This is a genomic window from Burkholderia sp. AU39826, from assembly GCF_020419965.1.
GTDB classification, from domain to species: domain Bacteria; phylum Pseudomonadota; class Gammaproteobacteria; order Burkholderiales; family Burkholderiaceae; genus Burkholderia; species Burkholderia semiarida.
The window spans coordinates 75,021-88,942 of sequence record NZ_JAIZQG010000015.1 but is presented as its reverse complement, the minus strand read 5'-3'; the positions used below and the strand labels follow the sequence as shown (position 1 = coordinate 88,942).

The window sequence follows — 13,922 nt, the reverse complement described above, 5'->3', positions numbered from 1 at the left end:
CTTCGACGAAGGAAAGGAGCTCACCATGACCGCCACGTCCTCGCGCGCATCGTCGTCCGCCAGCCAGTCGCGCCGCGCGCGCCTGGCCGCCGCCGCCCAGCCGGTCAGCCCCGGCCCGCAGACGGCCGTGTTCGCGCAGGGCGTCGGCGCCGCGCATGCGGCGGCCGTCACGCTGTCGAACGCGTCGCTGCGGCTCGACGTGCTGCCGCACCTCGGCGGCGGCATCGCGCGCTTCGACTGGCGCGGCGACAACGGCGCGCTGATGCCGGTGTTCCGCCGTTGCGAGCACCCGGAGACGGTGACGGACCCGAACGAGCTCGCGTGCTACCCGCTGCTGCCGTACTCGAACCGGATCGGCGGCGGGCGCTTCGAATGCGACGGGCGCAAGGTCGCGGTGCCGCGCAACCGCCGCGACGAGCCGTTGCCGATCCACGGCGACGGCTGGCTCGCGCCGTGGCAGGTGGACGATGCGACCGACACGTCGCTGCAACTGTCGCTCGATCGTGCGGCCGGCGCGCCGTATGCGTTCCGCGCGATCCAGTCGTTCGAACTCGACGACGCGACGCTGTCGATCGCGCTGACGATCGAGAACGCGGGCCGCGCGCGGCTGCCGTTCGGGCTCGGCGTGCATCCGTTCCTCGTGCGCGATACGGAGACCGAGCTGGCCGCGGCGGCGGGCGGCCTGTGGCTGTCGGGCGCCGATTTCCTGCCGGTGCGGCACGTCAGCGTGCCGCCGGCCTGGCAGTTCGGCGTCGCGTATCCGCTGCCGGCCACGCTCGTCAATCACGCGTTCACCGGCTGGGGCGGCCACGCGACGGTGAGCTGGCCGCGCCGCCGGCTGTCGCTGACCGTCGCGGCCGACGCCGACGCGTACGTGCTCTATACGCCGCCGGGCGAGGATTTCTTCTGCTTCGAGCCGGTCGATCATCCGATCAATGCGGTGAACCTGCCGGGTGGCGCGGCCGCGCACGGGATGACGCTGCTCGCGCCCGGCGAGCGGCTCACGCGGCGCTTCGCGTTCACGGTCGAGCGCGCCGATGCGCGCGGCAATGGCGCGACACGCGAGGCAGCGCGGCGACGCGGGTAAAATACGCGGTCTACCAACGGTTTGCCGCGAGTATCCGCCATGTCTTCCCCGCTTACTTTCATCGAATCGCTGCGCGCCGCGTGGCAGCGCACGAATTCGCTGCTGTGCGTCGGCCTCGATCCCGAGCCGTCGCGCTTTCCCGTGCAGTTCGACGGCCAGCCCGACGCGATCTTCGAATTCTGCCGGCAGATCGTCGACGCGACCGCGCCGTATGCGAGCGCGTTCAAGCCGCAGATCGCGTACTTCGCCGCGCATCGCGCGGAAGACCAGCTCGAGCGGCTGATCGCGCACATCCATCTCCAGCATCCGGGCCTGCCCGTGATCCTCGACGCGAAGCGCGGCGACATCGGCAGCACGGCCGAGCAGTACGCGCGCGAGGCGTTCGAGCGCTATCGCGCGGACGCCGTCACGGTGAACCCGTACATGGGCTACGACTCGGTCGAGCCGTACTTCGAGCATGAAGGCAAGGGCGTGATCGTGCTGTGCCGCACGTCGAACCCGGGCGGCTCGGACCTGCAGTTCCTCGATACGAACGGGCGGCCGCTGTATCAGGTCGTGGCCGATCTCGCGGCGAACAAGTGGAATGCGAAGAACGGCCAGCTCGGCCTCGTGGTCGGCGCGACGTTCCCGAAGGAAATCGAGATCGTGCGCGGGATCGTCGGCGACATGCCGCTCCTGATCCCCGGCATCGGCGCGCAGGGCGGCGACGTGCAGGCGACCGTCAATGCGGGCCGCACGGCCGACGGCACCGGGATGATGATCAACTCGTCGCGCGCGATCCTGTATGCGAGCAAGGGCGAGGATTTCGCCGAAGCCGCGGCGCTCGCCGCGCAGAAGACGCGCGACACGATCAACGCGCATCGCTGAAATACCGGCCGCCCGCTCGGGCGGCCTTCGACCGCCGCGCCCGCGTTCGCGGGCCGCGCGCCTTCATCGTGTATTCGCCGTCCTGGCGCACGCGAACAATTTTCCGTCGCTTCCGTACTGCACGTGCGCAATTTAGTCGCGCCATGCTGCCGTTTGTCATCGATCCGTCACGAAAATGTCAAGAAAAGGAGCGACGCCATGCCCAAGCTGTCCCGCCGTCTTCTGAGCGCGTTCGCCGCGTCGCTGTGCATGACGTTCGCCCATGCGGCGGACCTGTCGCACTGGCCGGCCGACAGCGCGAAGGCGTTGAACGCGATGATCGCCGCGCACGCGAACCGCGGCGACTACGCGGTGTTCGACGCCGACAACACGACCTACCGCTACGACCTCGAGGAATCGCTGCTGCCGTATCTCGAGAACCACGGCGTGCTGACGCGCGATTCGCTCGATCCGTCGCTCAAGCTGATCCCGTTCAAGGATTCCGCCGACTACAAGGAATCGCTGACGAGCTACTACTACCGGCTGTGCGAGATCGACGATCTGGTCTGCTATCCGTGGATCGCGCAGGCGTTCGCCGGGCAGTCGCTCGCCAGCCTGAAGCGCCACGTCGATGCGATGCTCGCCGACGGCAAGCCGATCCCGATCCGCTACTGGCAGGGCGACAAGGTCGTCGACGGCACGGTGAATCCGCCGCGCTTCTTCCGCGGGATGCAGGAGCTGTACAACGCGCTGCGCGAGAACGGCATCGACGTCTACGTGATGACGGCCGCGCACGAGGAACTCGCGCGGCTCGTGCTGTCCGACCCGAAGTACGGCTACAACGTGAAGCCGCAGAACGTGATCGGCGTGACGACGCTGCTGCGCGACCCGGCCACCGGCGCGCTGACCACGTCGCGGCTGCAGATCAAGGCCGGCAAGTACGACGAGGCCGCGAACCGCAACCTCGTGATCACGCCGTTCCTGATGAACCCGATGACGTGGTACGAAGGCAAGCTCGGTTCGATCGTCGGCTGGATCGACCAGTGGAAAAAGCCGGTGCTCGTCGCGGGCGACACGCCGAGCTCCGACGGCTACATGCTGCTGAACGCGACCGACGTCGCGCGCGGCGGCGTGCGCGTGTGGGTCAACAAGAAGGACAAGCAGATGGCGCAGATCCGCGCGTGGTCGGACGAATCGGCCGCGAAGCAGAAGGCGCTCGGCCTGCCGGTGACGGCGGACAAGAACTGGATCGTCGTGAAGCCCGACGCGATTCAATAAGCGGGCGCGGCGCCACGCGCGCCCGGGCCGCTCAGCCTTCGTGTTCGTCGAGCAGCTTCAGCAGCCCGCGCAGCGCATGCGCGGCCGCCTGCGTGCGGATCTGTTCGCGGTCGCCCTTGAACACGCGCGTCTCGACGTCGGTATGCAGCCGGTTGCTCCAGCCGAACGACACGGTGCCGACCGGCTTCTTCTCGCTGCCGCCGGCCGGGCCCGCGATGCCGGTGACGGACAGCGCGACCTGCGCGCGGCTGTTGCGCAGCGCGCCTTCGGCCATCGCGCGCGCGACGGGCTCGCTGACGGCGCCGTGCTTGTCGATCAGGTCGGGCGGCACGCCGATCATCTCGATCTTGGCCTGGTTCGAGTACGTGACGAAGCCGCGCTCGAACCACTGGCTGCTGCCGGAAATGTCGGTGATCGCCGTGGCGATCATCCCGCCGGTGCAGGATTCGGCGGTGGCGAGCGTGAGGTGCTCGTCACGCAGCTTGTTGCCTGCGCGGATCGCAAGCTGATGGACGACGGAATCGGTTGGCATGCGCGTCGGGAAACGGGAGTCGGGAAATCGGTCAGCCGGCGACGGAGCGCCACAGCGCGATCACGAGCAGCGTCATGAACGCGGCGACGAGGTCGTCGACCATGATGCCGAGCCCGCCTTTCAGGCGGCGCTCGAAGTAGCGGATCGGCGGCGGCTTGAGCATGTCGAAGAAGCGGAACGCGACGAACGCCCATAGCTGGCCGACGAAGGTCGCGGGCGTGACGAACAGCATCACGAGCCAGATCGCGACGATCTCGTCCCAGACGACGGCGCCCGGATCGGACACGCCGGCCTGCTTCGCGGTGAAACCGGTGATCCACGTGCCGGCCGCGAAGCCGACGGCGATCAGCGCCCACCATTCGGGCACCGTCAGGTAGCGGTTGAGCACGACGAACGTGAGCCAGCCGAACAGCGAGCCGAACGTGCCGGGCATGATCGGCGCGAGCCCGCTGCCGAAGCCGAGCGACACGATATGCGCGGGGTGCGACAGCATGAAGCGGGCCGTCACGCGTGTCGGCGCGGGCCGCGCGGCGCCGGAATCGGCCGCGGCGTGCGCGGGCGTCGGATCAGTCTGCATGGAAGTGGTCGAAGCCGTGCAACGTGAGAGCGAGGGGCGCGCCGGCGGCGTCGCGCCACGCGATGGCGGGTTGGGCCGACGGCGCGGACAACGCGCGTATTGTACCGATTCGCGTGACCGGCACGCCGGCCGCGGCGCCGGCCGCTTCGACCGCCGCGCGGGCCGCGACGGGCGCCGTGAAGCACAGTTCGTAATCGTCGCCGCCCGCCAGCGTGCAGCGGCGCTGCACGTCGGCCGGCAGCGTCGCGAGCGCGGCCGAGCGTGGCACCGCGTCGGCGTCGATCTCGGCGCGCACGTTCGAGCGCGTCAGGATGTGCTGGAGATCGCCGGCGAGGCCGTCCGACAGGTCGAGCGCCGCGTGCGCGACGCCCGCGAGCGCCAGGCCCAGCGTGACGCGCGGCTCCGGGCGCTCGAGCGCGCGCCGGAACGCGGCGGCTTCATCCGCGCCCGCCGTCCATTCGCCGCGGGCGACGCCGAGCCCCGCGCGCGCATCGCCGAGCGTGCCGGATACCCATACGTCGTCGCCGTCGCGCGCGGCATCGCGCCGCAGCGCCGCGCCGGGCGCGACTTCGCCGAACACGGTCACGCACAGGTTCAGTGGCCCGCTCGTCGTGTCGCCGCCGATCAGCTCGCAGCCGTATCGCTCGGCCAGCGCGAACAGCCCGTTGCTGAACGCTTCGAGCCACGCCGCGTCGGCGCGCGGTAGCGCGCACGCGAGCGTGAACGCGCGCGGCTCGGCGCCCATCGCCGCGAGATCCGACAAATTGACCGCGAGCGTCTTGTGGCCGAGCGCGTCGGGCGCGACATCGGGAAAGAAGTGGCGGCCTTCCACCAGCATGTCCGTCGAAATGGCCAGTAATTTCCCGGATCGGGGCGCCATCAGCGCGCAATCGTCGCCGATGCCGAGCGTCGACGCGCGGGCGCCCCGGGCCGCGCGGCGCGTGAAGAAGCGTTCGATCAGCGAAAACTCGGAGAGGGCGGCTGGCACGGCGGGCGATCCGAAACGGTTGAAGGAACGGCATTGTACGAGGCGGGCGGCGGCGCTCCTGTACCATCCAGTTCATTTTTGTCGCGGCTGTCGCACCCGAATCGCCGGTCTGATGGGCGGTGATTGGCGCTACAATGCCGTCGAACAGTTATTCTAATCCGCCCGTCACGAGACACATGTCCACCCAAGCCTCCTCCAAAGCCAAGCTCCGCGAAGCCGCGCTCGACTATCACGAATTTCCGACCCCCGGCAAAATCGCGATCGCCCCGACCAAGCAGATGATCAACCAGCGCGACCTCGCGCTCGCGTATTCGCCGGGCGTGGCGTTCGCGTGCGAGGAGATCGTCGAGAATCCGCTGAACGCCGCGCGCTTCACAGCGCGCAGCAACCTGGTCGGCGTCGTGACGAACGGCACGGCGGTGCTCGGTCTCGGCAACATCGGCCCGCTCGCGTCGAAGCCGGTGATGGAAGGCAAGGCCGTGCTGTTCAAGAAGTTCGCGGGCATCGACGTGTTCGACATCGAGCTGAACGAGTCGGACCCGCACAAGCTCGTCGACGTGATCGCCGCGCTGGAGCCGACCTTCGGCGGGATCAACCTCGAGGACATCAAGGCGCCGGACTGCTTCATCGTCGAGCGCGAAGCGCGCAAGCGGATGAAGATTCCGGTGTTCCACGACGACCAGCACGGCACCGCGATCGTCGTGGCCGCGGCCGTCACGAACGGCCTGAAGGTCGTCAACAAGGACATCAAGAAGGTCAAGCTCGTCGCGTCCGGCGCGGGCGCGGCCGCGCTCGCGTGCCTGGACCTGCTGGTCGACATCGGGCTGCCGCTCGAGAACATCACGGTGACCGACCTGGCCGGCGTGGTCTACAAGGGCCGCACCGAGCTGATGGATCCGGACAAGGAGCGTTTCGCGCGCGAAACCGACGCCCGCACGCTCGCCGAGGTGATCGACGGCGCGGACATCTTCCTCGGCCTGTCGGCCGCCGGCGTGCTGAAGCAGGAGATGGTGAAGGGCATGGCCGAGCGCCCGCTGATCCTCGCGCTCGCGAACCCGACGCCGGAAATCCTGCCGGAACTCGCGCTCGAAGTGCGCCCGGACGCCGTGCTGGCCACTGGCCGCACCGATTACCCGAACCAGGTCAACAACGTCCTGTGCTTCCCGTTCATCTTCCGCGGCGCGCTCGACGTCGGCGCGACGACGATCACGCGTGAAATGGAGATCGCCGCCGTGAACGCGATCGCCGAACTCGCGCAGCACGAGCAGAGCGACATCGTCGCGACCGCGTACGGCATCCAGGATCTGTCGTTCGGGCCCGAATACCTGATTCCGAAGCCGTTCGATCCGCGCCTGATCGTGAAGATCGCACCGGCCGTCGCGCAGGCCGCGATGGACGGCGGCGTCGCGACGCGCCCGATCGAGGACATGGACGCGTACAAGCAGCACCTGCAGCAGTTCGTGTACCACAGCGGCACGACGATGAAGCCGATCTTCCAGATCGCGCGCGCCGCGCCGGAAGAGAAGAAGCGCGTGGTGTTCGCGGAAGGCGAGGAAGAGCGCGTGTTGCGCGCCGTTCAGATCATCGTCGACGAAAAACTCGCGAAGCCGATCCTGATCGGCCGCCCGTCGGTGATCGAGCACCGTATCCAGCGCTACGGCCTGCGCCTGACGCCGGGCACCGATTTCACGGTCGTCAACACCGAGCACGACGAGCGCTACCGCGACTTCTGGCAGACGTACTACAAGATGATGGCGCGCAAGGGCATCAGCGAGCAGCTCGCGCGTGTCGAAATGCGCCGTCGGACGACGCTGATCGGCTCGATGCTGGTGAAGAAGGGCGAAGCGGACGGGATGATCTGCGGCACGATCAGCACCACGCACCGCCACCTGCACTTCATCGACCAGGTGATCGGCAAGCGCCCGGGCTGCAGCGTGTACGCGGCGATGAACGGCCTCGTGCTGCCGGGCCGCCAGATTTTCCTCGTCGATACGCACGTGAACGTCGATCCGACCCCGGAGGAGCTGGCCGAGATCACGATCATGGCCGCCGAAGAAGTGCGCCGCTTCGGCATCGAGCCGAAGGTCGCGCTGGTGTCGCACTCGAATTTCGGCACGAGCAACGCACCTTCGGCGAAGAAGATGCGCGATACGCTCGCGATCCTGCAGGAAACCGCGCCGGAGCTGAAGGTGGACGGCGAAATGCACGGCGACGTCGCGCTCGACGCGGCGCTGCGCAAGGAGATCCTGCCGGAATCGACGCTGGAAGGCGAAGCGAACCTGCTGATCCTGCCGAACATCGACGCCGCGAACATCGCGTACAACCTGCTGAAGACGGCCGCCGGCAACAACATCGCGATCGGGCCGATCCTGTTGGGCGCCGCGCAGCCGGTGCACGTGCTGACCGAATCGGCGACCGTTCGTCGCATCGTCAACATGGCGGCGCTGCTCGTGGCCGACGTCAACGCCGCGCGCTGAGCCGACACGAACGCGCGGCGCCGGTCGAACCGGGGCCGCGCGCCGGGCGAAATTGTAAACAAAGGCAAAAAGAGGCGTGCCCGCAAGGGGCACGCCGCGGGCAGGGCGCAACCGCGCTTCCCATAAGCAACAGCAGCATCTTTCCACTCCGGGTAGCGAGTGTGGCAAGGAGGCAGGTCTTGCCATGCGAAAGATGCCGCACGCATTTTATCCTATGTAAGATAAATGTAGTGCAATTTCGGTAAAAAATGCGGAATTCGGGGCGTCGCGTGGCTTTCGATTCCCAAACGGACATTGATTCGCGCGGCCAATAACGCTACGCTAACGCCTTTGTTGGTCGTCAACTACTTGATTTAACAGCGGGAACCCTGGTTCATGGCACGCAAGTGGCTCCGCAACGGCGCGCTCGCGTCCGTCTTCGCGATGTTCGCGATGGGTATCGTCGGCACGCCGACGGGCAGTCTGGTTTCCGCCGCTTACGCACGGGAGGCCGTTCCGGCCGACGTGGCCGCCAGCGGGCTCGATACGATCTCGACTGCCAGTCTTCCGCGCGAGGCCGTGACCACGCTGGGCCTGATCAGCGCCGGCGGCCCCTATCCGTACGAGAAAGACGGCGTCGTGTTCGGCAACCGCGAGCGGATCCTGCCGAAGGCGAAGCGCGGCTACTACCATGAGTACACGGTGCCGACGCCGCGTGCGCGCAATCGCGGCGCGCGCCGGATCGTCTGTGGCGGGCCGTTGCGCCGGATCGACAACTGTTATTACACGGGCGACCACTACAACAGTTTTAAACGTATTGTTGAATGACTTCGGGACGAATGGCATGAGCGACTCCATCTACGCGCACGATACGGCGGCGGCGGATCTGTTCGCGGCCGGCGACGGCAATCTGTTTCAGCGTGTGATTCAGCTGCACGCGGCGGCGCAGGCCGGCGGCACGCCGGAGCAACAGGAAGCCGAGCCCGGGCTTTCATCGAACGAGGAGCCTATGAGCCTTTTCACGACCGTGCGACCCAATCTCGTGCAGTCGATCCGCGCGTTCCGCGTGCAGGATCTCGCCGACGAAGCCGGTCGGCTCGGCCAGCATTTCCTGTATGCGTATTGCGGCGCCGCGCAGTCGAAGCAGGAAGTGATGGAAACGATCGCGACCTCGTTCCTGTTTCCGAAGCATTTCGGGAAGAACTACGACGCGCTGTACGATTGCCTCACCGATCTCGTCGCGAAGGCCGGCGCGCAGCCTGGTTTCGTGATCGTCCTCGAAGGGTTGCCGATCGCGCAGAAATTCGACAAGGAAGGGCGCGAAACGCTGCTCGACGTGTTCCGCGAGGCGGCCGAGTTCTGGGCCGAGCGCAAGGTCGCGTTCCGCGTGTTCTACTCGTTCGCGTAAGCGCGTCGGCGGGCCGGTACGCCGCGTTGTCGCAGCTTCCGGTCGTTGTTCGCCGCCGGCACCGGAATCCGGTGCGCAGCGTCTCGAAAACCCGCCATTGCGCGGGTTTTTGTGCATCTGGCGACTGAATCGGCGAGTGCGCCGTACGCCCGATGGGCGTACTTCACGTCATTGCAGCGATGCCGGCGACGAGCATGCGCTTGCACGGATCGTCCCGTACACGACAACGCAATTCATCGCCGCGGAATGAACCCGAGACGATCCGCGCGTTGAAGTCGAGCCGGAGCGAATCGCTCGCGGTCGCCGATCACCACCCGCCCCAGCGTGCCGCCAGCGCCGCGAGCACGGCCGCGCCGGCCGTCTCGGTGCGCAGCACGCGCGGCCCGAGCGACAACGCGGTGAACCCGCGTGCGCGGGCCGCATTTTCCTCGTCCGGCGACAGCCCGCCCTCCGGGCCGATCAGCAGCGTGACGGCGCCCGCGGGCGGCGCGTCGGGCAGCGACGCGAACGGGATGCTCGCGCGCGGCGACAGCAGCAGCCGCAGTTCGCCGTCGGCCGGCGCGGCCGGCAGCGCGTCGAGCCATGCGTGGAAGCCGGCCACCGGCGCGACGTCGGGCACGCGGTTGCGTCCGCACTGTTCGCACGACGCGCGCACGACGCCGCGCCAGTGCGCGACGCGCTTGTCCGCCCGTTCGCCGGCGAGCTTCACGACGCCGCGCGCGGTCGACAGCGGCACGACCGCCGCGACGCCGAGCTCGACGGCTTTCTCGATCACCCAGTCCATCTTGTCGCCGCCGGCGATGCCCTGCGCGAGCGTCACGCGATACGGCGGCTCGGCCTCGGCGGGCTCGAACGTATCGACCTGCACGAGCGCGCCGCGCTTGTCGACCTCGACGAGCCGCGCGCGGTACTGGCCGCCCGTGCCGTCGAACAGCGCGAGCGCGTCGCCGGGCTGCAGGCGCAGCACCTGCACGTGGCGCGCGACGTCGGCCGGCAATGCGAGCGGGGCATCGGCGCGCGGCGCGGCGTCGACGAAAAAGCGCGGCACGGCCGCGGTGGTGGTGGCTTCATTCATGCGTGTGGCGGTTTCGGTCATGCGTCGAGACGGCACCCGAGCGCCCAGCGGTAGCCGTCGAGATCCTCGATCTGCGCGAACCGGTCGCCCCAGAACTGATCCTGCGGCGCGCTCAGCGATTTCGCGCCCGCGTCGAGCGCGCGCTGCCAGGTGGCGTCGACGTCGTCGACATACAGATAGAACGATTGCGGCGCGGTGGCGTTCGCGCGCTTCGGCGTGAGCGCGGGCGAGCCGAACGCGCCCTCGGGCGCGAACATCACGATCAACTGGCCGCGATAGGCCATCTCGACGTGCATGATCGCGCCGTCCTCGTCGTGCACGTCGCGTACCGTGAAGCCGAATGCGGCCTGGAAGAACTCGATGGCCGCGCGCGCGTTGCGCACGGTCAGGTAGGGCGTCAACCAAGGCACGTTGGCCGGACGTGGATCGGTCATGAAAATCTCCTGTTGCACGGTATCGGCGCCGCGGCGCCTGCGCCGGTCTCATGCTGGAACGACGGAACGTTGCGCGGCGTGCCGAGGTTCAGCGGCGAACGCCCAGTGTATCGCGCAGCGCGCGCGGCAGGGCAAAGAGGGACGCATGCAGCCGCGCATCGTAGTAGCGCAAGCCGTCGACGCGGCGGGCCGCGAGCCGTTCGTCGACGTCGTGCGCGAACAGCGCGGCCGCATCGAGCGTGTCGCTCGCGATCGCCATCAGCCACTGCGAGCCGTACAGCGGCACGTGCGCCGACAGTGGGTCGACGACCGCGAAGCTCGCGCGCAGATCGTCGAGCAGCGCGGCGATGCGCGCGGCATGGAACACCGGCGAGCCGAGATGCATCGAGATCGCGCCGCAGCGCGTGAGGATTCGCTTGAGCCGCGCGTAGAACGCACGCGTATAGAGGCCGGCCGCCGGCGAATCGGGCGGCGTGAGGTCGAACACCACGAGATCGAAATGTTCGACCGTCGAATCGACGAAGTGCGCGGCGTCGCCGATCACGACCTCGACGCGCGGGTCGTCGAGCGCGCCCTGGTGCACGTCGTCGAGATAGCGGCGCGCCATCCCGATCACCTCGTGGTCGAGCTCGGCGATCACGATCCGTTCGATGCACGCGTGCTTGAGCAACTGGCGCGCCGCGCCGCCGTCGCCGCCGCCGAGCACGAGCGCTTTCTTCGGCGCCGGATGCGCGAGCGCGGCCGGGTGCGTCATGCACTCGTGATACACGTACTCGTCGCCGACCGACGTCATCGGCCGGCCGTCCAGCGTGAACAGGCGGCCGAGCTGCGGCGTTTCCCACACTTCGATGCGCTGGTGCGGCGACGCCACGTGCGCGAGCCGGCGCGCGTTCGGGAAGCCGTAGGCGGCGTTGGGCGTGGGATGGAAGAGAAGGGTCGTGCTCACGGGTGGGGCCGCGGGAGGCGGGCAGTTCCGACGCCTGAATTATAGGAGGCGGGCGGTTTGGCGGAAAACCGTGCCGGAACACGACGCGCCGACAAGGGAAATGCCGGCCCATCTGTTAAAATGACGAGCTTTGCAGCCCCGTCCGTTGGCTCCGTCCGCTTCGCGTCCGTCAGGCGCCGCACCGCGCGCCGGGAACGATTGACGCTCGAGCTTCCGGATGCCGCCGTGCCCCCGTTTCCTCGACTCGTTCTCCGGACTCGACATGACGACTTCGTCTCCCGCCTCCACCACCTTGATGGCCAACGCGATCCGTGCGCTCGCGATGGACGCCGTCCAGCAAGCGAACTCCGGCCACCCGGGCATGCCGATGGGCATGGCCGAAATCGGCGTCGCGCTCTGGTCGCGCCATCTGAAGCACAACCCGGCGAACCCGCACTGGGCCGACCGCGACCGTTTCGTGCTGTCGAACGGCCATGGCTCGATGCTGCTGTACTCGCTGCTGCACCTGACCGGCTACGACCTGCCGATCGAAGAGCTGAAGAACTTCCGCCAACTGCACTCGAAGACGCCGGGCCACCCCGAATACGGGATCACGCCGGGCGTCGAGACGACCACCGGCCCGCTCGGCCAGGGACTCGCGAACGCGGTCGGCATGGCGCTCGGCGAAGCGCTGATGGCCGACGAGTTCAACCGTGACGGCGCGAAGATCGTCGATCACCACACGTACGTGTTCCTCGGCGACGGCTGCCTGATGGAAGGCATCTCGCACGAAGCCTGCTCGCTCGCGGGCACGCTGAAGCTGAACAAGCTGATCGCGCTGTACGACGACAACGGCATCTCGATCGACGGCGACGTCGTGAACTGGTTCCACGACGACACGCCGAAGCGCTTCGAAGCGTACGGCTGGAACGTGATCCCGAACGTGAACGGCCACGACGTCGACGCGGTCGACGCGGCCATCGCGAAGGCGAAGTTGTCGGACAAGCCGACGCTGATCTGCTGCAAGACGGTGATCGGCAAGGGCGCGGCGACCAAGGCCGGCGGCCACGACGTGCACGGCGCGGCGCTCGGCGCAGAAGAAATCGCGAAGACGCGCGAAGCGCTCGGCTGGAAGTGGGAGCCGTTCGTGATTCCTCAGGAAGTCTATGCGGCCTGGGACGCGAAGGAAGCCGGCAAGCGGGCCGAGTCCGAATGGGACGCGACGTTCGCGGCCTATCGCGCGAAGTTCCCGGCCGAAGCGGCCGAATTCGAGCGCCGGATGGCGAACAAGCTGCCGGCCGACTGGGCCGAGAAGGCCGCGGCGATCATCGCCGGCGCGAACGAGCGCGCCGAGACGGTCGCGACCCGCAAGGCGTCGCAGCAGGCGATCGAAGGCCTCGCCGCCGCGCTGCCCGAGCTGCTCGGCGGCTCGGCCGATCTGACCGGCTCGAACCTGACCAACTGGAAGGCGTCGAAGGCGGTGCGCGCGAATCCGGAAGGCGCGGGCGTGCTGCTCGGCAACCACATCAACTACGGCGTGCGCGAATTCGGCATGAGCGCCGCGATCAACGGCCTCGCGCTGCACGGCGGCCACAAGCCGTTCGGCGGCACGTTCCTGACGTTCTCCGACTACAGCCGCAACGCGCTGCGCGTGGCCGCGCTGATGAAGGTGCCGTCGATCTTCGTGTTCACGCACGATTCGATCGGCCTCGGCGAAGACGGCCCGACGCACCAGTCGATCGAGCACGTGTCGAGCCTGCGCCTGATCCCGAACCACGACGTGTGGCGTCCGGCCGACACGGTCGAGACGGCCGTCGCGTGGACCCACGCGGTCGCCGCCGATCGTCCGTCGAGCCTGATCTTCAGCCGTCAGAACCTTGCGTTCAACCCGCGTACCGATGCGCAGATCGCGAACATCGAGAAGGGCGGCTACGTGCTGAAGGACTGGGACGAGGAAATCGTCGCGCGCAAGATCATCCTGATCGCGACGGGCTCGGAAGTCGAACTCGCGATGAAGGCCGTCGAGCCGCTCGCGCAACAGGGCATCGCGGCCCGCGTCGTGTCGATGCCGTCGACCAACGTGTTCGATCGCCAGGACGCCGAATACCGCGAACGCGTGCTGCCGCACGGCGTGCGCCGCGTCGCGATCGAAGCGGGCGTGACGAGCTTCTGGCACAAGTACGTCGGCCTCGAGGGCGGCGTCGTCGGGATCGACACGTTCGGCGAATCGGCGTCGGCCGGCGTGCTATTCAAGTACTTCGGTTTCACCGTCGAGCACGTCGTCGAGACCGTGAAGGCCGTGCTGGCCTGAAAGCA

Annotated in this window: 13 protein-coding genes; 7 read left to right on the top strand and 6 right to left on the bottom strand. The window is 68.1% G+C overall.

Annotated features, from left to right (window positions below; genetic code table 11):
• Nucleotides 1-25 precede the first annotated feature (25 nt).
• From LGM42_RS23125 to LGM42_RS23115, 3 genes are all read left to right on the top strand, one after another.
• Nucleotides 26-1,087: an aldose 1-epimerase gene (locus LGM42_RS23125; protein WP_059580975.1), complete on the top strand. Its 1,062-nt coding sequence runs from the start codon at nucleotides 26-28 to the stop codon at nucleotides 1,085-1,087.
• 39 nt (nucleotides 1,088-1,126) lie between these two features.
• A complete protein-coding gene (pyrF, locus tag LGM42_RS23120) occupies nucleotides 1,127-1,954 on the top strand; it encodes an orotidine-5'-phosphate decarboxylase (RefSeq protein ID WP_006483119.1) in 828 nt (275 codons plus the stop codon).
• Nucleotides 1,955-2,152: 198 nt separating this feature from the next.
• Nucleotides 2,153-3,211: a hypothetical protein gene (locus tag LGM42_RS23115; RefSeq protein WP_059638076.1), complete on the top strand. Its 1,059-nt coding sequence runs from the start codon at nucleotides 2,153-2,155 to the stop codon at nucleotides 3,209-3,211.
• Between the two features lie 31 nt (nucleotides 3,212-3,242).
• Here the strand turns inward: LGM42_RS23115 and LGM42_RS23110 are convergent, their stop codons facing one another.
• Genes LGM42_RS23110 through thiL form a run of 3 tightly spaced genes read right to left on the bottom strand, consistent with a single transcriptional unit; the run spans nucleotide 3,243 to nucleotide 5,308 of the window.
• Nucleotides 3,243-3,743: a CinA family protein gene (locus LGM42_RS23110; RefSeq protein ID WP_059580979.1), complete on the bottom strand. Its 501-nt coding sequence runs from the start codon at nucleotides 3,741-3,743 to the stop codon at nucleotides 3,243-3,245.
• Between the two features lie 31 nt (nucleotides 3,744-3,774).
• Nucleotides 3,775-4,320 carry a phosphatidylglycerophosphatase A gene (locus LGM42_RS23105; protein ID WP_226233275.1) on the bottom strand — a complete coding sequence of 182 codons (546 nt, stop codon included), beginning with the start codon at nucleotides 4,318-4,320 and terminating at the stop codon, nucleotides 3,775-3,777.
• A complete protein-coding gene (thiL, locus tag LGM42_RS23100) occupies nucleotides 4,310-5,308 on the bottom strand; it encodes a thiamine-phosphate kinase (protein ID WP_226233274.1) in 999 nt (332 codons plus the stop codon). The genes LGM42_RS23105 and thiL overlap by 11 nt, the downstream gene beginning before the upstream one ends.
• A gap of 134 nt (nucleotides 5,309-5,442) precedes the next feature.
• Here thiL and LGM42_RS23095 point away from each other — a divergent pair, with 134 nt between their 5' ends.
• The 3 genes from LGM42_RS23095 to LGM42_RS23085 all read left to right on the top strand — a co-directional run bounded on the left by LGM42_RS23095 (nucleotide 5,443) and on the right by LGM42_RS23085 (nucleotide 9,172).
• Entirely contained in the window at nucleotides 5,443-7,785 is a 2,343-nt protein-coding gene (locus LGM42_RS23095; protein WP_319001459.1) for an NADP-dependent malic enzyme, read from the top strand.
• Between the two features lie 375 nt (nucleotides 7,786-8,160).
• Nucleotides 8,161-8,592, top strand: a complete 432-nt coding sequence (locus LGM42_RS23090) for a ribonuclease domain-containing protein (protein ID WP_124658328.1) — start codon at nucleotides 8,161-8,163, stop codon at nucleotides 8,590-8,592.
• A 16-nt stretch (nucleotides 8,593-8,608) separates the two neighbouring features.
• A complete protein-coding gene (locus LGM42_RS23085; RefSeq protein WP_059581000.1) occupies nucleotides 8,609-9,172 on the top strand; it encodes a barstar family protein in 564 nt (187 codons plus the stop codon).
• Between the two features lie 307 nt (nucleotides 9,173-9,479).
• On the opposite strand, the gene LGM42_RS23080 is transcribed toward LGM42_RS23085, so the two are convergent.
• The 3 genes from LGM42_RS23080 to speE all read right to left on the bottom strand — a co-directional run bounded on the left by LGM42_RS23080 (nucleotide 9,480) and on the right by speE (nucleotide 11,627).
• A complete protein-coding gene (locus tag LGM42_RS23080; RefSeq protein WP_059581201.1) occupies nucleotides 9,480-10,247 on the bottom strand; it encodes a 16S rRNA (uracil(1498)-N(3))-methyltransferase in 768 nt (255 codons plus the stop codon).
• Between the two features lie 17 nt (nucleotides 10,248-10,264).
• The gene (locus LGM42_RS23075; RefSeq protein WP_059581002.1) at nucleotides 10,265-10,681 is read right to left on the bottom strand and encodes a VOC family protein; all 417 of its coding nucleotides are present in this window, start codon (nucleotides 10,679-10,681) and stop codon (nucleotides 10,265-10,267) included.
• A gap of 88 nt (nucleotides 10,682-10,769) precedes the next feature.
• Nucleotides 10,770-11,627: a polyamine aminopropyltransferase gene (gene speE / locus LGM42_RS23070; RefSeq protein WP_060965563.1), complete on the bottom strand. Its 858-nt coding sequence runs from the start codon at nucleotides 11,625-11,627 to the stop codon at nucleotides 10,770-10,772.
• Nucleotides 11,628-11,844: 217 nt separating this feature from the next.
• Here speE and tkt point away from each other — a divergent pair, with 217 nt between their 5' ends.
• Nucleotides 11,845-13,917 (top strand): transketolase, encoded by a 2,073-nt coding sequence (gene tkt, locus LGM42_RS23065; protein WP_226233273.1) that lies wholly within the window; start codon nucleotides 11,845-11,847, stop codon nucleotides 13,915-13,917.
• Nucleotides 13,918-13,922 lie beyond the last annotated feature (5 nt).

Bases quoted from the DNA above. Each gene is read 5' to 3' on its own strand.
- LGM42_RS23125 (WP_059580975.1), top strand. From the start codon at position 26: ATGACCGCCACGTCCTCGCGCGCATCGTCGTCCGCCAGCCAGTCGCGC.
- pyrF (WP_006483119.1), top strand. From the start codon at position 1,127: ATGTCTTCCCCGCTTACTTTCATCGAATCGCTGCGCGCCGCGTGGCAG.
- LGM42_RS23115 (WP_059638076.1), top strand. From the start codon at position 2,153: ATGCCCAAGCTGTCCCGCCGTCTTCTGAGCGCGTTCGCCGCGTCGCTG.
- LGM42_RS23110 (WP_059580979.1), bottom strand. From the start codon at position 3,743: ATGCCAACCGATTCCGTCGTCCATCAGCTTGCGATCCGCGCAGGCAAC.
- LGM42_RS23105 (WP_226233275.1), bottom strand. From the start codon at position 4,320: ATGCAGACTGATCCGACGCCCGCGCACGCCGCGGCCGATTCCGGCGCC.
- LGM42_RS23095 (WP_319001459.1), top strand. From the start codon at position 5,443: ATGCCGTCGAACAGTTATTCTAATCCGCCCGTCACGAGACACATGTCC.
- LGM42_RS23090 (WP_124658328.1), top strand. From the start codon at position 8,161: ATGGCACGCAAGTGGCTCCGCAACGGCGCGCTCGCGTCCGTCTTCGCG.
- LGM42_RS23085 (WP_059581000.1), top strand. From the start codon at position 8,609: ATGAGCGACTCCATCTACGCGCACGATACGGCGGCGGCGGATCTGTTC.
- LGM42_RS23080 (WP_059581201.1), bottom strand. From the start codon at position 10,247: ATGAATGAAGCCACCACCACCGCGGCCGTGCCGCGCTTTTTCGTCGAC.
- LGM42_RS23075 (WP_059581002.1), bottom strand. From the start codon at position 10,681: ATGACCGATCCACGTCCGGCCAACGTGCCTTGGTTGACGCCCTACCTG.
- tkt (WP_226233273.1), top strand. From the start codon at position 11,845: ATGCCGCCGTGCCCCCGTTTCCTCGACTCGTTCTCCGGACTCGACATG.